Raw genomic sequence first — 18,371 nt, 5'->3', positions numbered from 1 at the left:
CCGGGTGTAAACTACGGCCACTGAAAATCGTTTTTAGAGGGTTGTCATGGCTGATTTGCTGTTGGGCGTCAATATCGATCACATCGCCACGTTACGTAACGCGCGCGGAACCCAATATCCGGATCCGGTTCAGGCGGCATTTATTGCCGAGCAGGCAGGGGCCGACGGGATCACCGTACACCTGCGTGAGGACCGCCGTCATATCACCGATCGCGACGTTCGCATTTTGCGCCAGACCATCCAGACGCGCATGAATCTGGAAATGGCCGTGACCGATGAAATGCTGGATATCGCCATTGAGCTGAAGCCGCACTTTTGTTGCCTGGTACCGGAAAAACGTGAAGAAGTAACCACCGAAGGCGGACTGGACGTCGCCGGGCAGCAAGACAAGATGGCCATCGCGGTTGAGCGTCTGGCGAAGGCTGGCATTCTGGTTTCGCTGTTTATCGATCCGGACCATCGTCAGATCGATGCGGCGGTTGCAGTGGGCGCTCCTTATATCGAAATTCATACCGGTGCCTACGCGGAAGCCGAAGGCGAACTGGCGGTGAAAGCCGAGCTGCACCGCATTGCTGTTGCCGCGACCTATGCCGCAGAGAAAGGCCTGAAGGTCAACGCCGGCCACGGCCTGACTTACCATAACGTTCAGCCGATCGCGGCCCTACCGGAAATGCATGAGCTGAATATCGGTCATGCCATTATCGGCCAGGCAGTGATGTGTGGGTTACCTACCGCAGTGACAGACATGAAGTTACTGATGCGCGAAGCGCGTCGCTAATGGCGGTGCTGGGGCTGGGTACCGACATTGTCGAAATGGCGCGCATCGAAGCGGTCGTTGAGCGCAGTGGCGATCGTCTGGCGCGCCGCGTGCTGAGCGAGGCTGAATGGGAGCTGTATCAGCAGCATCAGCAGCCGGTACGCTTTCTGGCCAAGCGGTTTGCGGTGAAAGAAGCCGTCGCCAAGGCGTTTGGCACCGGTATCCGCAACGGGCTGGCGTTTAATCAGTTTGAAGTGTTCAACGATGGTCTCGGCAAGCCGAATATCCGCCTGCATGCTCGCGCCGCCGAACTGGCACAGGAAATGGGGGTGACCTCGATTCATGTTTCGCTGGCGGATGAACGCCGCTATGCCTGTGCCACGGTGATTATCGAAGGGTAATGGGTTTATCCGGCTACAAAACCCAAGGGCGCCTGTAGGCGCCCTTGGGTTTGATGACAAAGTGGTCTTCTAATCCGAGATACCCGGGCCTAGCGCACCGAGGGGCGCTCCGGCGGGCAAGCCGCTACGACCCCTTCGGCACGCTCTCCCTAATAACGGGTTTTGTCAGTAGTCTGAGGGCGCCTGTCGGCGCCCTTGTTGATCTGACTGCGTGGTCAGAGTCGGTCGGCGTGGTGCAGCACCACAAACTTGTCCCACAGCTGTTCGTTGGTTTCGTTGTGCTGCGGATCAACCACAATAGTGTTATCGATTGGGCACACCTGCTGGCAGGTGGGAACATCATAATGGCCGACGCATTCGGTGCAGCGATTGGTATCGATCTGGTAGATATTATCACCCATCGAAATGGCCTGATTTGGGCATTCGGGCTCGCACATATCGCAGTTGATGCATTTCTTGGTAATCAGCAGTGCCATGTCAGTTATCTTTTAATCGGTGCACACGAACAGGCGCGCAATCTATCATAAAACCCATTTTTCCGGGCGTTTTTTCACCTGTAGCAGCAGATGTGCTTAACCGGGCCGTCATAGTAACTCCGGCGGGTCGTTGGCCAACTGATCAAAATCAACCATTTCCTGACCATTGAAGACATGCCTATTACCTTGTGCCGTTACCGCTGAAGACAATTGTGGCCGGGTAATGGTAATCCCCGCCTGTTGGGCAAACAGACTGAGAAAGTCAAAGGCACTGTGCGGATCCTCAACAAGGGCCCGTTGTTGGTCTGAATCAGAAAGCACCAGCAGCGGCGCTTCATAATTCTGCCGATTATTGCCGCCATGGCGCAGGTAAAGTTTACCGTCAATTTCTCGGTGGGAAAGACCGTGGTCAGAGAAATAGATTAATTTAAATGGGGAGTGTGTCGCTTGCAGCATCTGATAAGCATGCTCGATGAAACGGTCTGTCTTGCGGTAGGTTGACAGATAACAAGCTAGCTCAGCGTTATCACTGGTGAAAACGGGAAGTTCGTCACCGAGGCGTTCGCAAAAGTCTGAGTGAGATCCCATGATATGCAGAACATACAGATTTCCCAGACCATTTTTAGCCAATGCGTCTCGAAGCAGGGGTAATAGCTCATCATCATCGGTATTACGTGACTGGAAATCCCCTTTTTTCAGGAAGCGGCGTTCATCACTGAACATGGCTATTTTGGAAACCGGTGAATCAAATTGGCCAATCAAACCTTGATTGGAAAACCAATGAGTGTGTAACCCAGCAGCTTTCGCCAGCGTAATAATGTTATTTGCAATACGACTTTTTTCCCCCTCGCTCAATGCCAGGGTCCTGGGCAAAGATTCGAACGTGTTCGGTGCAGTGGAAATATAATTGCTGTAAAAGGTTCCGTTTACTTTATCCAGGAAAGGGGTGGTTGACGTCGGATAACCGAATAATGACATATAGTCTCTGCGCATGCTTTCGCCAACGATTATCACGTAGTTAGATTGGTTGCTATTTCCTGCGTCAACTACCCAATTAGGGTGGGCCAAAGTACTGGCTTCAATTTCTGCCATTTGTTGGTTGTAGCTTTGGTATGAAGAAATTAGCGATGAAAAGAAATTCACTAATTTAAGATTTTCCACTCCCCCACTGAGTATTCTGGCGAACAGCAAAACGATAAAAACCACCAAAAATGGCAATGTTTTTTTTACCGGAAGCGACCGCTGCCAGCTATAGCGAGCAAGAATAAACAACGTGAGCAGTGTGGCACTGGGCAACAGATAACAACCGGCAGGTATAGCGTGCAGAAATTCGACGGCTTCCGCCCGGTTGGTTTGAAACAGGGCCGACACCACGGGAACGGAAGGTGGGCCGTAGATCACGCCGATGGGGGCATAAATGGCACAGAATAGGATATAGGGAATAACCACAAAATATCGAGTGAGGGGGATTGCAGATAATAATAACAGGCTAAGTGTAATAAACAGGATATCAATCCCTTTGGCACCGCCATAACCCATAGCTTTTATTAATATCAACGAAGCGACAACAAAAAGCAAAAAATGGCGGGTCGCGGGAGATGTTGCGATTATGTGAGTTTTATTTAAAATTGCTGTGTGTGTTTTCATAATAACTCGATTATCAATATCTTGCTGTCCATGCCTGTTTAAATTCCGGGCGGAATTTAAACAATAAACGCCACACACATCTATTTTTAGATGTGTTTTTTTATCCTGGTATTTGTGGCCTGGGCATTATACGACTCAGACGAGTTTTTTCACTAATTGTTCGCTGTGTTTTATTCTATCGCGCGCATGATCAAGATCGTGCTGAATTAAGGCCATAAACAGCAGATCGGTGAGGGCATATTGAGCGGTGCTGGAAGAGATAGCCGCGCTGCGGGTGTTGGGCTCTTCGGCGATGGTGTATAAACAGTGGTCGGCACGTTGCTGCAGGCCGTTCGGTGAGAAGCTGGTCAACGCCAGTACTTTAGCGCCGGCCAGGCGGGCTTCTTCCGCCGCCAGGTTGATCTCCCGTCGTTCACCGCTGAACGAAATGGCCAACAGCAAATCCCGCTTGTCCAGCGCCTGAACCGTTGCCAACTGGACGTGCATATCCTGCTCGGCTACTGCCATCACGCCAATTTTAAGTAACTTATAGGAGAAGTCTTTGGCAACCAGACCGGAAGCCCCAATCCCCAGCAAAATAACCCTTCGAGCCTGACGCAACATTTCCAGTGCCTGGTGCAGGCGTTCCTCACTATTGATGTCCAGCGTGGCGCGCAGCGCTGCCTGCTTTTCAACCAACAGTTTTTCACCGACGGTTTTCAAGGCATCACTGCTGAGGATCTGATTATGTACTGTAACTACGGGCTCTGCTTGCGGTTGGGCCAGGGTTTCGCTCAGCGCCAGTTTTAGTGCCGGGAAGCCTTTGTAACCCATCTTCTGAGCAAACTTCACCACGCTCGACTGACTGATGCCAGCCAGTTGGGCCAGCTTTTGCGAGCTGAGATGGCGCGCCTGTTCGGCGTTATGCAGCAGAAAGTCCGCCAGCTTGCGATCATTTTGGGCCAGCGTTGGATACATCTGGCGAATACGAAGAAGGGTACTCATTGATATTGATATATCCCTGGAAACCAGACGCTATTCTGCCACGACGATGGCGAAAACGCGCAGTGAAAATTTTTTGTGAGCCAGTCTCTAAAATAGCAAAAAGCGCTCGCTTTGTTGAATAAAATATTCAAATAATGGTTTCAGTTTGTGAATTAAAAATTCAAAGGTGAAAAAATGAACTTGGGCGCATTAGTATCCGAAACCCGCAATCCGGCCACCATGGGACTCGATGAGATGTCGACGCTGGAGATGGTGAGCTGCTTTAACCAGGAAGACCGCAAAGTCCCTGAGGCAATTGAAAAAGTATTGCCGGCCATCGCACAAGCGGTGGATCTGGCGGCCGCGGCATTGAAGGCCGGTGGGCGGCTGATTTATCTGGGGGCCGGCACCAGTGGCCGCCTTGGGGTGTTGGATGCTTCCGAATGTCCGCCGACCTTCGGCGTGCCGCATGGCATGGTGATCGGGCTGATTGCCGGTGGCCCGGGCGCACTGCTCAAAGCGGTGGAAGGCGCGGAGGATGATGCGGCGCTGGGCGAGGCTGACCTCGTCGCACTGGATTTGGTCGCCACCGACATGGTGGTGGGGCTGGCAGCATCCGGGCGCACACCTTATGTCATTGGTGCGCTGCGCTATGCACGCCAATTGGGCTGTCCGACGGCGGCGATTTCCTGTAACCCGGATTCGCCGATCGCCCATGAGGCGCAGGTGGCAATCTCACCGGTGGTGGGGCCGGAAGCCCTGACAGGTTCGACGCGTTTGAAGTCCGGCACCGCGCAGAAACTGGTGCTGAACATGCTGTCGACCGGTGCGATGGTCAAACTGGGTAAAGTCTATGAAAACCTGATGGTGGACGTGAAGGCCACCAACGTAAAACTGGTGGATCGCGCCTGCCGCATTGTGGTGGAAGCCACCGGTGCCGAGCGCAGTCAGGCTGAAGCGGCGCTGACGCAGACCGGTTTTGAAGTCAAACCGGCAATCCTGATGATTCTGGCCGGCATCGACGCTGAAGAGGCGCAGCAGCGCTTACAACAGCATGACGGCTATTTGCGCGCGGCATTGACGCGCTAAACCATACCTGGGGCGGGCGATGGACAAGACAACGGCACTGGCGACACAGATTCTGGCAGGCATTGGTGGCGAGGAAAATATCCTCCGGCTGGAGAACTGCATGACACGAGTGCGTGTCGAGGTTAACGACGAGCAACGCCTTGACCTGACGGCGCTCAAGCAGTTACCGGGCGTTAAAGGCTATATCAAACAGGGTGAACAGCACCAGTTTATCGTCGGGCCGGGTGCCGCCGCCAAGGTGGTCGATGCCATGCGTTCACTGCTCACCGGCGCACCGGTTGCCGTGGCCAGCGGAGATCATGTCGCCCGTAACAAGGCACAAGCCAAACAAAAGTATGCTGCGCCAATGAGCGGTGCGCTGAAAAAGTTGGCCGATGTTTTTATTCCATTGATACCGGCGTTCATCGCCTCCGGCCTGATTACCGGCATCATCAACCTGCTGAAACGGCCGGATATTGCCGGCGAACTGGCGCTAAATTACCCCAACGTGCTGGGACTGCTGGCGATTTTTGGCAGCGCAGTGTTCGCCATCATGAATATTCTGGTCGGGGTTAACGCCGCCAGGGTGTTTGGCGGTTCTCAGGCGATGGGCGGCGTCATGGCCGGTATCCTTTCCAGCCCGGCGTTGGCGCAAATCACCCTGTTCGGTGAGGCGTTGCAGCCTGGGCGCGGTGGGGTCATTGCGGTGTTGCTGGTGGTGGCGTTGATGTGCTGGGTTGAAAAACGCCTGCGTAATTGGCTGCCGGAGTCGATCGAGCTGATCCTCAATCCGCTGATCACCACCCTGGTGACCGCATCGTTGGCGATTGTGATCCTGCAGCCGCTGGGCGGCTATATTTCGGATGCCATCGCCCACGGCGCTAACCTGGCGATCGACAAAGGGGGCCTGCTGGTGGGCGCAGTGCTGTCCGGGCTGTTCCTGCCATTGGTGTTGTCCGGTTTACATCAGGGGCTGGTGCCGATCCACGTCGAACTGGTGCAGGCACAGGGTTCCAACCCCCTGTTGCCGATTTTGGCGATGGCGGGTGTCGGTCAGGTCGGGGCTGCGCTGGCCGTATTAATGAAAACCCGTAATGCACGGCTGAAAAAGGTGATCAAGGGGGCATTGCCGGTCGGTATTCTCGGCATTGGCGAACCGTTGATTTTCGGGGTGACCTTGCCGCTGGGGAGGCCCTTTATCGCCGCGTGTCTCGGCGGTGCTGTGGGTGGGGCGCTGATCAGCTACTGGAAAGTAGCGACGGTGATCACCTTCGGTATCTCGGGTTTACCTTTGGCGTTAACCATTGTCTCGGGTAAGGTGATGTTGTATCTGACGGGTCTGGTGATTACCATTGCCGCTGGATTTATTTTCACCTGGATAATGGGATTCAACGATCCTGAGGAGTAGCGCTTGAGCGAGAAACAGAGCCAACAGGCCGCGGAAGGCCGCCGTGTGGTGTTCTTTGATCTGGACGGCACGCTGCATCAGGAAGACATGTTTGGCAGTTTCTTGCGTTTCTTGTTGCGCCATCTGCCATTGAATCTGTTGCTGGTGGTACCGTTGTTGCCGGTCGTCGGGCTGACGCTGTTGGTGATGGGCCGTGCCGCCCGCTGGCCGATGAGCGTGCTGCTGTGGTCGATTACCTTTGGTCGCTCGGAGGCCCGCTTAAAGGCGCTGGAACAGCGCTTTGTCAGCTATTTCCGCGATAAGGTGACCGCTTTCCCGGTGGTGCAAATGCGTCTGCGCCAGTACCTCGAAGCGCATGATGCGCAGGTATGGCTGATCACCGGTTCGCCGGAGCGTCTGGTGGAACAGGTGTATCAGGACTCTGCTTTTCTGCCGCAGGTCCATCTGGTGGGCAGCCGTATTGTACGGCGTTACGGCGGTTGGGTGCTGGCTCTGCGTTGCCTGGGCGTACAGAAGGTGACTCAGTTGGAACAGCGTCTCGGTGCGCCGCTAAAGCTATACAGCGGCTACAGTGACAGCAAGCAGGATAACCCTTTGCTGTATTTCTGCGAGCACCGCTGGCGGGTCAGTAAGCTGGGTGAGCTGCAGCAGTTGGAATAACTAAAGGGCGGATATCCGCCCTTGGTTTAATCATAAAGCTGTTGGTTAGACGGAGATACTCGGGCCTAGCGCACCGAGGGGCGCTCTCCCTAATAACTGGCTTTAACGAAGTATAAGGGCGGATATCCGCCCTTTACTGTTTTTAATGGATTACATTGCCGCGCGGAAGATAGCGACAATCTGTTCGTGGGTGGCTTGTATCGGGTTGGTGAAACCGCAAGCATCTTTCAACGCGTTGGCCGCCAGCGTAGCGAAATCCTGTTCTTTCACTTTTAAATCGAGCAGCCCAGCCGGGATGCCGACGTCTTTCGCCAGCAAACGAATGGCGGCGATACAGGCAGCAGCGCCCTGCGGATCGTTAAGATGCTTCACATCCAGCCCCATGGCGACGGCGATGTCTTTTAACCGTGGCGCGCAAACCCGGGCGTTGAACTCCTGCACATGTGGCAGCAGCACCGCGTTACATACCCCATGCGGCAGATCGTAGAAACCGCCAAGTTGGTGCGCCATGGCGTGCACATAACCGAGAGAAGCGTTGTTGAAGGCCATTCCTGCCAGGAACTGGGCGTAGGCCATGTTTTCGCGCGCCTGCATATTGCTGCCGTCGGCGACCGCGTCGCGCAGCGATTCGGCAATCATGGTGACGGCTTTCAGCGCGCAGGCGTCGGTAATTGGATTGGCGGCGCTGGAAACATAGGCTTCAATCGCGTGGGTTAATGCATCCATCCCGGTGGCGGCGGTCAGTCCTTTTGGCATGCCGGCCATCAGGTGCGGATCGTTGACCGACAGGATTGGGGTGACGTGTTTATCGACAATCGCCATTTTGATGTGGCGTGCTTCATCGGTAATGATGCAAAAACGGGTCATTTCGGAGGCGGTGCCGGCGGTGGTGTTGATGGCGATCATCGGCAGTTGCGGTTTGGCAGAGCGATCGACACCTTCATAATCCTTGATCTCCCCGCCGTTGGTTGCGACCAGCGCGATACCTTTGGCGCAGTCGTGTGGCGAGCCGCCGCCGAGAGAAACTACGCAATCGCAGTGGTGTTCTTGCAGCAGGGCCAGGCCCTGTTTCACGTTAAGGGTAGTCGGGTTAGGATGGGTGCCGTCATAAACGCAGCTTTCAATCTGTTGTGCGGCGAGCAACTGTTGCACCTGGGCGACCACGCCAATGTTATTCAGCACTTTGTCGGTCACGATCAATGCGTGGCGCAGTCCCTGTTGTTTCATGGTCTTTGCCGCTTCGTCCAGACAGCCGGAACCAATCATATTGACGGAAGGGATAAAGAAAGTTGAGGCAGCCATAACTCACTCCTTGATAAAAGCTTTATTGCTTGCCTCAAACATTACTACGCTAATTATTAAGCGTTTATGATCTATCGCAATTTCGCGGTATACCCGTTGTCTTTTAAACCACCCTGCTGTCTGCTGCGCTGCAGACGTGGCCTGATGTTAATCATCGGTCAGGTCGTGCGGTTTGCGGCCCAGTTGCCATATCTTTTCTGCATAGTGCCCTAACGCCCACAGGCTCAGGCCGAGCAGCACAAAGAAAATCGCCTTTGGCATCGTGCCCCAGAAAAACTCGAAAAAGCGGGTATAGAGGTTAATGCCAAGGAAAGTCAGGCCGAACCCGCGCAGCATGCCGTCGTCACGTTTTAGCCCCAGCCAAATGCAGCCGACGGCGGCCAGGCCGAACAACAGGCTCCAGTGCAACAGCTCTATTTGACGCGCGTTGTACCAACTGTCGAGGTCACCATAGTTGCCAAAGATTGACAGCAACCACAGGGCAATAAACAGATACAACAAACCCATCGCCAGGGAAACTCGTTCCAGCCCGCGGCTGGCGAGCAGCGGTCGTAACAGCAAGGCTGCGGCGATCAGGACCATTCCGAAGGCGATAAAGCGCATCGGGAAACTCATGCCCAGCCAATAAGCTCCCCAGCCGGACATATAACCGGTTTCGGCGCCGAAGGCGTTGCCGAGTGACAGCAGGGCAAACCACCACACCAGCCCAGAGCGGCTGAACCAGCCAATCACGCCATATAATAGGGCGGCGAATATCAGCAGCAGTGAAACCCGGCCGCTGCCGTTATCGAGCCAGACGCCCATCTGCCACAGGGCACTGGCGGTAAACAGCACGGCGACGAACAGCGCTGCCTCATTACCGTAGCGTTTTTCCGGATGGCGACGACGACGACGCAGCGCCCAGATATAGCAAAGGGTAGCCAGTATGGCTGCTATCATCATGCGCACCGGTGCGTCGAAGCGGAACAGTTCGCTCAAGCGGTAAAGCAGCTCGCTGTCGGCGAACAGGCTGCTGATGGCTATCACCAGCGAAGCCAGCGCGGCGAGAAATGCGAAACGCGCCAGTCGTCGCCAGTCGAAGGGCTGCACTTCGACATGCAGCAGCAACTGTTGCTGTTGTTGTGGGGTCAGCGCGCCTTCACCCACCCAACCATCCAGTGCTTTACGCACCACGGCAGCATTCTTTTTATTGAATTTCATGTTCCCTGTCCCTGAAAAGCACCGTTATTCGGCCAGTATAGTCGAGTGGCTGCGACAAAAGGGGGTACTGTGTATAATGCCCGCCGCAAAGTGCACGAGGAATGATGCAATGACTGAATATAATGATGAGTACTGGATGCGTCAGGCATTGCAGTTGGCCCTGCGTGCGCAGGAAGAGGGTGAAGTGCCGGTAGGGGCACTGCTGGTGCTGGATAATCAGGTGATTGGCGAAGGTTGGAACCGACCGATTGGCCGCCACGATCCGACGGCGCATGCGGAGATCATGGCGTTACGGCAGGGCGGGGCAGTGCTACAGAACTACCGTCTGCTGAATGCGACCCTGTATGTGACCCTGGAACCCTGTGTGATGTGTGCCGGTGCTATGGTGCACAGCCGTATTCGCCGGTTGGTGTACGGTGCGGCCGATGTTAAAACCGGTGCGGCAGGGTCGCTGGTGGATATTTTGCGCCACCCTGGCATGAATCATCAGGTGGAGATCCTGTCCGGCGTGCTGGCCGAGGAGTGCGCCGCCACGCTGAGCAACTTCTTCCGTATGCGCCGTGAGCAGCAAAAGGCGTTGAAACAAGCGCAGCGCAGCGATGTGGATAACAAGCCGGAATAATCAGAAATTAAGTGCCAGTTCCGGCGTAACGGCCGGATAACCTTTCCCCAGGTCAGCCTGTTCGGCCGCTTCCTGTGCCGCCTTTCTCTCTTTTTCCTGCAAATAACCCACCAGGCTGACCTGATAACGGCGAATGTTTTCCACGTAGTTATAGGCTTCGCGTCCACGCGCATAGCCGTAGGTTAATTGCGGGTAGTAACGTTTCTGGCTGAGCATCGGCAGACGCTGTTTGACGTCGACCCAGCTGTCCGGATTGCCTTTTTGCATTTTGGTCAGCTTACGGGCATCGAGCATATGGCCCCAGCCCATGTTGTAGGCCGCCAGTGAGAACCAGATACGCTCATCTTCCGGCACGCTGTCGGGCACCTTGGCCATCAGCCTTTGCAGGTAGAGGGCACCGCCCTGAATACTTTCCTCGGGATCGAGACGATCGTTAACCCCCAGGCCGTCGGCTGTGGCTCGTGTCAGCATCATCAGGCCACGCACGCCGGTCGGTGAGGTTGCCTGCGGATTCCAGTGTGATTCCTGATAGGCAATGGCCGCCAGCAGCTTCCAGTCGATCTCGCTGGCATATTTTTCGAACAGCGAGCGGAAGGTCGGCAGTACCGAATCGATGGCAGACAGAAAGGTCTTGGTGTCGACATAATCGAAACTGCCGACGTGGCCGAGGTACTTCTCTTCCAGCCGCGCCAGGGTGCCGTCATCAACCATCTGGCTGTAGAAGTCCAGCATCGCCGCATACAGGCTGTCGTCGCTGCCACGTTTCAAATACCAGGTAACCGGTTCTTCATCGGTGACGTCGAAGGCTACCGCTAATTGCGGGTGGATGCGTTGCAGCAGTGCGATAGTAACGGAATCGCCGAGGGTGTAATCCAGCTTGCCGTCGGCCACCTGCTCCAACAGCTCTTTCGAGGTGAGATCGCTGGAGGCTTCCCAACTGAGATCCGGGAATTTACTTTGTTTGAGCTGTTTCAGGGTGCTGACGTGTGCCGAGCCGGAGGCCACCGCCAGTTTGCCTTTAATATCAGCAAAGGTTTTCGGCCGGGCAGTACCCAGGCGATAAACCAACTGTTGGGAAACGGAATAATAAGCCGGCCCGGTGCGCGCGCGGCTGAGGCGATCCTGATTGTAGATCAGGCCGGCGGCCAACAGGTCGGCATCGTCATCGTCCAAATCGTCAAACAGGTCATTAATGTTTTTGTGCGGGATCACCACCAGTTTCACGCCCAGGTAGTTAGCAAAGCGTTTCGCCAACTCGTAGTCGAGACCGCTTGGCCCCTGCTTGGTGGTGAAATAGGTCAACGGCGAGTTTAGCGTACTGATACGCAACTCTCCGCGCGATTTGATCTCTTCGAGTTGCCCGCCCTGACCGCCGCGCCAGGTAATATTGGGCCACAGGGCGAGCGCCAGAAGCAAGGTAACAACACCGATTAGAATGTAGTTTATTTTAAGGCGTTTCAAATAGTTATCCAGTGGTGGCACACATGCACTGCCGAGCGCAAACCCGTCTTTTCTTATGGTTAAATCACCAGTGCCGGGGCATTTTGCGCAACAAAACGCCAGCGTGCAACTTTATTGACACGTTATGACAATTCGAGGGGGCGGAGAGCTTTTATCAATAATAGCTACGCAAACGGTTTCGTCGGCGACGTAGATTCTCTATAATGGCGCGCGTTTTCCCCCTGTTGCGCCCAATGAAGTGCTGAAGTCAGTTGCTTCGAAGACGAGAGAACTTTGATTATGGAAATACTGCGTGGTTCGCCCGCTTTGTCGGCTTTTCGTGTTACCAAACTGCTGTCCCGCTGCCAGGACGCTCACCTCCCGGTCAGTGATATTTACGCCGAGTACGTCCACTTTGCTGATGTTAGCGCACCGCTAAATACCGAAGAGCACGCCAAGCTCGCGCGGCTGCTCAAGTATGGCCCCTCTCTCGCCGAACATGCCCCTGAAGGCCGCCTGCTGTTGGTGACGCCGCGTCCGGGTACCATTTCTCCGTGGTCTTCCAAAGCCAGTGATATCGCTCATAACTGCGGTTTGAAGCAGGTATTGCGGCTGGAGCGCGGCCTGGCGTTCTACGTCAAGGCAGAGGCGCTGACCGAAGCCCAATGGCAGCAACTTGCCGTATTGTTGCACGACCGCATGATGGAAACCGTCTTCAGCAGCCTGCAACAGGCGGAGCAACTGTTCGCTCAGCATCAGCCGGCACCTTACCAGACTGTCGATATGCTGGGGGAAGGGCGCAGCGCGCTGGAGCAGGCCAACCTCAAGCTGGGTCTGGCACTGGCCGAGGATGAAATCGACTATCTGCTGAATGCCTTTACCGGTCTGGGGCGCAACCCGACGGATATCGAACTCTACATGTTCGCGCAGGCCAACTCCGAGCACTGCCGCCATAAAATCTTCAACGCCGATTGGGTCATCGACGGCGAACAGCAACCGAAGTCGCTGTTCAAAATGATCAAAAATACCTTCGAACAGACGCCGGATTACGTGCTGTCGGCTTATAAAGACAATGCGGCGGTGATGGAAGGCTCGCAGGTCGGTCGGTTCTTCGCCGCACCGGAAAGCGGCCGGTATGACTACCATCAGGAAGACACTCATATCCTGATGAAGGTGGAAACCCATAACCACCCAACGGCTATCTCCCCATGGCCGGGTGCCGCTACCGGCTCTGGCGGTGAGATCCGTGACGAAGGCGCGACCGGGCGCGGTGCCAAACCCAAGGCCGGTCTGGTGGGCTTCTCGGTTTCCAACCTGCGTATTCCCGGCTTTGAACAGCCTTGGGAGCAGGATTTCGGCAAGCCAGACCGCATTGTGACGGCACTGGACATCATGACCGACGGCCCATTGGGCGGCGCGGCGTTCAACAACGAATTCGGCCGCCCGGCGCTGGTGGGTTACTTCCGTACCTATGAAGAGCAGGTCAACAGCCATAACGGCGTGGAACTGCGCGGCTACCACAAGCCGATCATGCTGGCGGGCGGTATCGGTAACATCCGTGCCAACCACGTACAAAAAGCTGAAATCACCGTCGGTGCCAAACTGGTGGTGCTGGGCGGCCCGGCGATGAATATCGGTCTGGGCGGCGGCGCGGCATCATCTATGGCCTCCGGCCAGTCTGATGCCGATCTGGATTTCGCTTCGGTACAGCGCGATAACCCGGAAATGGAACGTCGTTGCCAGGAAGTGATTGACCGCTGCTGGCAGTTGGGCGAACAAAACCCGATTCTGTTTATCCACGATGTCGGCGCCGGTGGCTTGTCCAACGCCATGCCTGAACTGGTCAGCGACGGTGGCCGCGGTGGTCGTTTCGAACTGCGCGATATTCTGAACGACGAGCCGGGCATGAGCCCGCTGGAAGTCTGGTGTAATGAATCGCAGGAACGTTATGTGATGGCGATTGCACCGGCACAGATGGCGCAGTTTGACGAGATTTGCCGCCGTGAGCGCGCGCCTTATGCGGTGATCGGTGAAGCCACCGAAGAACAGCATCTGCTGCTTTCCGACAGCCATTTCGACAACCAGCCAATCGACATGCCGCTGGACGTGCTGCTGGGCAAAACGCCGAAGATGACGCGTGACGTGACCCGTCTGCAGGCCAAAGGTCAGCCGCTGCTGCGTGACGAGATCACCCTGAATGATGCGGTCAACCGCGTGTTGCATTTGCCGGCGGTTGCAGAGAAAACCTTCCTGATCACCATCGGTGACCGTACCGTGACCGGTATGGTGGCACGCGATCAGATGGTCGGCCCGTGGCAGATCCCGGTCGCCGACTGCGCGGTTACCACTGCCAGCCTGGACAGTTATTACGGTGAAGCGATGTCGATCGGCGAACGTGCGCCGGTGGCCCTGCTGGACTTCGCCGCTTCTGGCCGTCTGGCGGTCGGGGAAGCGCTGACCAACCTGGCAGCGACCGAAATCGGTTCGCTCAAACGCGTGAAGCTTTCCGCTAACTGGATGGCGGCAGCCGGTCACCCGGGTGAAGACGCCGGTCTGTATGAAGCGGTGAAAGCGGTGGGCGAAGAACTTTGTCCGGCGCTGGGTATCACTATTCCAGTGGGCAAAGACTCAATGTCGATGAAAACCCGCTGGCAGGAAGGCAACGAACAGCGCGAAATGACGTCGCCGTTGTCTCTGGTTATCACCGGTTTCGCTCGCGTAGAAGATGTCCGCCACACCGTGACGCCACAGCTGCGAACCGACAAGGGCGATAGCGCACTGTTGCTGATCGATCTGGGCAACGGGCATAACGCGCTGGGTGCTACTGCGCTGGCGCAGGTTTATCGTCAACTGGGCGACAAACCGGCCGACGTGCGTAACGTTGAGCAGTTGGCAGGCTTCTTCAATGCCATGCAGCAGTTGGTGGCCGATCGCGCGCTGCTGGCTTACCACGACCGGTCCGACGGCGGCCTGCTGGTCACATTGGCGGAAATGGCATTTGCCGGCCACTGCGGCGTGCAGGTGGATATCAAAGCGTTGGGCGACGACGCGCTGGCTGCGCTGTTCACCGAAGAGTTGGGCGCAGTGATCCAGGTCACTGCCGACCAACTTGCAGCGGTACAACAGGTATTTGCTCAGCACGGCCTGACGGATAATGTTCATCACATCGGCAGCGTGCAGGCCGGCGATCGCTTTGTGATCACACAGGGCGACAAAACGGTATACAGCGAAAGCCGCGCGACGCTGCGCACCTGGTGGGCGGAAACCACCTGGCAGATGCAGCGCCTGCGCGATAATCCGGCATGTGCCGATCAGGAGCACCAGGCCAAGCAGGATGACCGCGATCCTGGCCTGAACGTCAAACTGAGCTTTGCTCCGGAAGAAGACATTGCCGCGCCATACATCGCCAAAGGCGCACGGCCTAAAGTGGCGGTGCTGCGTGAGCAGGGGGTTAACTCCCACGTAGAGATGGCGGCAGCCTTCCATCGCGCCGGTTTTGATGCGGTAGACGTGCATATGAGCGATTTGCTGGAAGGCCGTCGTGACCTGCAGGACTTCCATACGCTGGTGGCCTGTGGTGGCTTCTCGTACGGTGACGTACTGGGCGCCGGTGAAGGCTGGGCGAAGTCGATTCTGTTCAACGATCGCGTGCGTGACGAGTTCGAATCCTTCTTCCACCGTCCGCAAACCCTGGCGTTGGGCGTGTGTAACGGTTGTCAAATGATGTCGAACCTGCGCGACCTGATCCCAGGGGCCGAACACTGGCCGCGTTTCGTACGTAATCTGTCAGATCGTTTTGAAGCGCGCTTCAGCCTGGTGGAAGTGGCGGCCAGCCCGTCGCTGTTCATGCAGGGCATGGCGGGTTCACGCATGCCGATCGCCGTCTCGCACGGTGAAGGGCACGTCGAGGTGCGCGATGCTGCACATCTGGCGGCGCTGGAGCACCATAACCTGGTGGCGTTGCGCTTTGTCGATAATGCCGGTCAGGTCACGGAAACCTACCCAGCCAACCCGAACGGTTCACCGAACGGGATCACCGCAGTGACCAGCAGCAATGGCCGCGCGACGGTGATGATGCCGCATCCAGAGCGGGTATTCCGCACCGTCAGCAACTCATGGCATCCGGAAGAGTGGGGCGAAGACAGCCCGTGGATGCGCATGTTCCGCAACGCCCGCAAGCAACTGGGCTAAGCGAGCATTTAGCGGTAACCTGAGGGGCGCAAGAGATTGCGCCCCTTTTTATTGTTCTGCCTGCGCCGATGACTGTCGGTATTTTGCGACAGGGGCTATTTCCATTGTCTCTAAAAGGAGACATCTAACTAATTGATTTATAATGTCAGAAAATTAATTGGCTTAAGTTGTCGGTTTTTGGCGACAGGGTGGCGTTTTTTTCTTCTCCGGACAGGCTGCCTATGTTATAAATTCGGCGACGTTTTTATTTTTTATTTATTAATTTCAACTGGTTATAAATAACTTGAAAAGTTGGCACGCTAAGTGCATTATTCTGCTCAGTTGCTCATTCAACTATTTATGACGGCCCCGTATTTAGACGGAATAGTTGCCTCATAAGCCTCCGAATGATGCCAAAGAAATGGTGCCTATCGTCCAACCAAACCGATAACAGACGCGCAAGCGCTTTATCAAGCATCGGGCGACACGTGGAGTGAGGCACCGCCTGTATCCAACTGTGATGAGTGTTCATCAATTTCGGATACTTACGGATGCTATTCGTCCCATTCGATGCCAGCCTGGTGCTACATCACCCTGGGGACGAGATTCAAGGGCATCCACACATTCTTGCGATGGGGCAGTCCTGCCCCAGCGTCAAATCGCCAAAGTCCTGTTTATCCCTCTCTCATTATCAACAGATCCAAACGCAAACTTCTGCCCAAGGCCCACTTGCCGGTATTTTCCTGACGCTGCGCTGAACGCCGGGCTTTCCTCTCATCGGCGACTCGGTTAGCATCAAAGCAACTAGAGACAGTGAGATGATTTCGTTGAAAAGATGGCGTTTATTTCCCCGCTCGCTGCGCCAACTGGTGCTGATGGCGTTCCTGCTGGTGCTGCTGCCACTGCTGGTGCTGGCCTATCAGGCTTACCAGAGCCTGGATCACCTCAGCGCGCAGGCGGCAGACATCAACCGCACCACGTTGGTGGATGCGCGACGCAGTGAGGCAATGACCAGCGTGGCGCTGGAAATGGAACGCAGTTACCGCCAGTATTGCGTACTGGTGGATCCCACCCTGGCGCGGTTGTACCAAAACCAGCGCAAACAATATTCGCAGATGCTCGATGCCCACGCGCCGATCCTGCCGGATGAACGCTATTATCAAACCTTGCGCGATCTGCTGACCCAGCTTGCGGCGATTAAATGTCAGAGCAGCGGCCCGGACGCACAGGCTTCGGCGTTGCTGGAGTCATTCTCGCGTTCCAATGCCGAAATGGTGCAGGCCACGCGCGCCGTGGTGTTCTCTCGTGGCCAGCAATTACAGCAGGCGATTGCCGAGCGCGGTCAGTTCTTCGGCTGGCAGGCATTGATGCTGTTCCTGGTCAGCGTGATGCTGGTGGTGTTATTCACCCGGATGATTATCGGCCCGGTAAAAGCGGTAGAGCGAATGATCAACCGTCTGGGTGAAGGGCGAGCATTGGGCAGTACCGACACCTTCAAAGGGCCGCGTGAACTGCGTTCGCTGGCTCAGCGCATTATTTGGTTGAGTGAGCGTCTGGCGTGGCTCGAGTCGCAGCGCCATGAGTTTCTGCGCCATATCTCGCATGAGTTGAAGACGCCGCTGGCCAGCATGCGTGAGGGTACCGAGCTGCTGGCGGACGAAGTGGCCGGTCCGTTGACCTCCGATCAAAAAGAGGTGGTGACCATTCTCGACGGCAGCAGTCGCCACCTGCAGCAACTGATTGAACAACTGCTGGATTACAACCGCAAACTGGCCGATGGCCCGGCAGAGCATGAGAATGTCGAGCTGGAAGAGATGGTCGAAATGGTGGTGGCGGCACACAGTTTGCCGGCCCGGGCAAAATTGATCCGCACCGAGATCCAATTGGATGCGGAAATATGCTGGGCAGAGCCTACGCTATTAATGCGCGTGCTGGATAATCTCTACTCCAATGCGGTGCACTACGGCAAGGAATCCGGTAACATTTGGATCCGCAGCCGTCAGGTTGGGCAACGGGTGCAGATTGATGTCGCCAACAGCGGCACGCCGATCCCCGAAGCCGAGAGAACCATGATTTTTGAGCCTTTTTTCCAGGGTAGTCACCAGCGAAAAGGGGCAGTTAAAGGAAGCGGTCTGGGGCTGAGCATTGCGCAGGATTGTATCCGCCGCATGCGTGGCGAACTGCAGTTGGTTGACGTCGCCGGCACAGACGTCTGCTTCCGTATTGAATTGCCATTAACCGCCGAGAATGAATAATA

At 55.8% G+C, this 18,371-nt stretch carries 14 protein-coding genes; 8 read left to right on the top strand and 6 right to left on the bottom strand.

Annotated elements, in window-relative coordinates; translation table 11 throughout:
- Positions 1–46 precede the first annotated feature (46 nt).
- Together pdxJ and acpS are read left to right on the top strand one after the other, a co-directional pair.
- Positions 47–778, top strand: coding sequence for a pyridoxine 5'-phosphate synthase (gene pdxJ / locus OCH02_RS15335; protein ID WP_261431966.1), 732 nt, complete (start codon positions 47–49; stop codon positions 776–778).
- A complete protein-coding gene (gene acpS / locus OCH02_RS15330; protein ID WP_017893718.1) occupies positions 778–1,158 on the top strand; it encodes a holo-ACP synthase in 381 nt (126 codons plus the stop codon). The genes pdxJ and acpS overlap by 1 nt, the downstream gene beginning before the upstream one ends.
- Before the next feature lie 215 nt (positions 1,159–1,373).
- On the opposite strand, the gene OCH02_RS15325 is transcribed toward acpS, so the two are convergent.
- From OCH02_RS15325 to OCH02_RS15315, 3 genes are all read right to left on the bottom strand, one after another.
- A complete protein-coding gene (locus OCH02_RS15325; protein WP_261431965.1) occupies positions 1,374–1,634 on the bottom strand; it encodes a YfhL family 4Fe-4S dicluster ferredoxin in 261 nt (86 codons plus the stop codon).
- A gap of 108 nt (positions 1,635–1,742) precedes the next feature.
- Positions 1,743–3,281 carry a phosphoethanolamine transferase gene (locus OCH02_RS15320; protein WP_261431964.1) on the bottom strand — a complete coding sequence of 513 codons (1,539 nt, stop codon included), beginning with the start codon at positions 3,279–3,281 and terminating at the stop codon, positions 1,743–1,745.
- Between the two features lie 135 nt (positions 3,282–3,416).
- The gene (locus OCH02_RS15315) at positions 3,417–4,265 is read right to left on the bottom strand and encodes a MurR/RpiR family transcriptional regulator (protein ID WP_261093226.1); all 849 of its coding nucleotides are present in this window, start codon (positions 4,263–4,265) and stop codon (positions 3,417–3,419) included.
- A 174-nt stretch (positions 4,266–4,439) separates the two neighbouring features.
- Between OCH02_RS15315 and murQ the strand changes: the two genes are divergently transcribed.
- From murQ to yfhb, 3 genes are read left to right on the top strand one after another with little or no spacing between them, the layout of a single operon-like run.
- Positions 4,440–5,333: an N-acetylmuramic acid 6-phosphate etherase gene (gene murQ / locus OCH02_RS15310; RefSeq protein ID WP_261431963.1), complete on the top strand. Its 894-nt coding sequence runs from the start codon at positions 4,440–4,442 to the stop codon at positions 5,331–5,333.
- Between the two features lie 19 nt (positions 5,334–5,352).
- Positions 5,353–6,720 (top strand): PTS transporter subunit EIIC, encoded by a 1,368-nt coding sequence (locus tag OCH02_RS15305; protein ID WP_261431962.1) that lies wholly within the window; start codon positions 5,353–5,355, stop codon positions 6,718–6,720.
- 3 nt (positions 6,721–6,723) lie between these two features.
- On the top strand, positions 6,724–7,380 hold the full coding sequence (yfhb, locus tag OCH02_RS15300; protein ID WP_261431961.1) for a phosphatidylglycerophosphatase C: 657 nt from the start codon (positions 6,724–6,726) through the stop codon (positions 7,378–7,380).
- 150 nt (positions 7,381–7,530) lie between these two features.
- On the opposite strand, the gene yiaY is transcribed toward yfhb, so the two are convergent.
- The gene (yiaY, locus tag OCH02_RS15295; RefSeq protein WP_261431960.1) at positions 7,531–8,682 is read right to left on the bottom strand and encodes an L-threonine dehydrogenase; all 1,152 of its coding nucleotides are present in this window, start codon (positions 8,680–8,682) and stop codon (positions 7,531–7,533) included.
- Positions 8,683–8,829: 147 nt separating this feature from the next.
- Positions 8,830–9,882, bottom strand: a complete 1,053-nt coding sequence (locus tag OCH02_RS15290) for a DUF2157 domain-containing protein (protein WP_261431959.1) — start codon at positions 9,880–9,882, stop codon at positions 8,830–8,832.
- Between the two features lie 76 nt (positions 9,883–9,958).
- Here OCH02_RS15290 and tadA point away from each other — a divergent pair, with 76 nt between their 5' ends.
- A complete protein-coding gene (gene tadA, locus OCH02_RS15285; RefSeq protein WP_410001261.1) occupies positions 9,959–10,504 on the top strand; it encodes a tRNA adenosine(34) deaminase TadA in 546 nt (181 codons plus the stop codon).
- On the opposite strand, the gene mltF is transcribed toward tadA, so the two are convergent.
- A complete protein-coding gene (gene mltF, locus OCH02_RS15280) occupies positions 10,505–11,965 on the bottom strand; it encodes a membrane-bound lytic murein transglycosylase MltF (RefSeq protein ID WP_261431956.1) in 1,461 nt (486 codons plus the stop codon).
- 279 nt (positions 11,966–12,244) lie between these two features.
- On the opposite strand from mltF, the gene purL reads away from it, so the two are divergent.
- Together purL and OCH02_RS15270 are read left to right on the top strand one after the other, a co-directional pair.
- Positions 12,245–16,135 (top strand): phosphoribosylformylglycinamidine synthase, encoded by a 3,891-nt coding sequence (purL, locus tag OCH02_RS15275; RefSeq protein WP_261431955.1) that lies wholly within the window; start codon positions 12,245–12,247, stop codon positions 16,133–16,135.
- A gap of 797 nt (positions 16,136–16,932) precedes the next feature.
- Positions 16,933–18,369 (top strand): sensor histidine kinase, encoded by a 1,437-nt coding sequence (locus tag OCH02_RS15270; protein ID WP_261431954.1) that lies wholly within the window; start codon positions 16,933–16,935, stop codon positions 18,367–18,369.
- Positions 18,370–18,371: the final 2 nt, after the last annotated feature.

It is taken from the genome of Serratia quinivorans, from assembly GCF_946227985.1.
Taxonomy (GTDB): Bacteria; Pseudomonadota; Gammaproteobacteria; order Enterobacterales; family Enterobacteriaceae; genus Serratia; species Serratia quinivorans_A.
The sequence above is the reverse complement of the archived record's forward strand: the minus strand, read 5'-3'. Positions and strand labels throughout refer to the sequence as shown.

Coding starts and splice junctions, on each gene's coding strand:
- pdxJ (WP_261431966.1), top strand. CDS start 47: ATGGCTGATTTGCTGTTGGGCGTCAATATCGATCACATCGCCACGTTA.
- acpS (WP_017893718.1), top strand. CDS start 778: ATGGCGGTGCTGGGGCTGGGTACCGACATTGTCGAAATGGCGCGCATC.
- OCH02_RS15325 (WP_261431965.1), bottom strand. CDS start 1,634: ATGGCACTGCTGATTACCAAGAAATGCATCAACTGCGATATGTGCGAG.
- OCH02_RS15320 (WP_261431964.1), bottom strand. CDS start 3,281: ATGAAAACACACACAGCAATTTTAAATAAAACTCACATAATCGCAACA.
- OCH02_RS15315 (WP_261093226.1), bottom strand. CDS start 4,265: ATGAGTACCCTTCTTCGTATTCGCCAGATGTATCCAACGCTGGCCCAA.
- murQ (WP_261431963.1), top strand. CDS start 4,440: ATGAACTTGGGCGCATTAGTATCCGAAACCCGCAATCCGGCCACCATG.
- OCH02_RS15305 (WP_261431962.1), top strand. CDS start 5,353: ATGGACAAGACAACGGCACTGGCGACACAGATTCTGGCAGGCATTGGT.
- yiaY (WP_261431960.1), bottom strand. CDS start 8,682: ATGGCTGCCTCAACTTTCTTTATCCCTTCCGTCAATATGATTGGTTCC.
- OCH02_RS15290 (WP_261431959.1), bottom strand. CDS start 9,882: ATGAAATTCAATAAAAAGAATGCTGCCGTGGTGCGTAAAGCACTGGAT.
- tadA (WP_410001261.1), top strand. CDS start 9,959: ATGCCCGCCGCAAAGTGCACGAGGAATGATGCAATGACTGAATATAAT.
- purL (WP_261431955.1), top strand. CDS start 12,245: ATGGAAATACTGCGTGGTTCGCCCGCTTTGTCGGCTTTTCGTGTTACC.
- OCH02_RS15270 (WP_261431954.1), top strand. CDS start 16,933: ATGATTTCGTTGAAAAGATGGCGTTTATTTCCCCGCTCGCTGCGCCAA.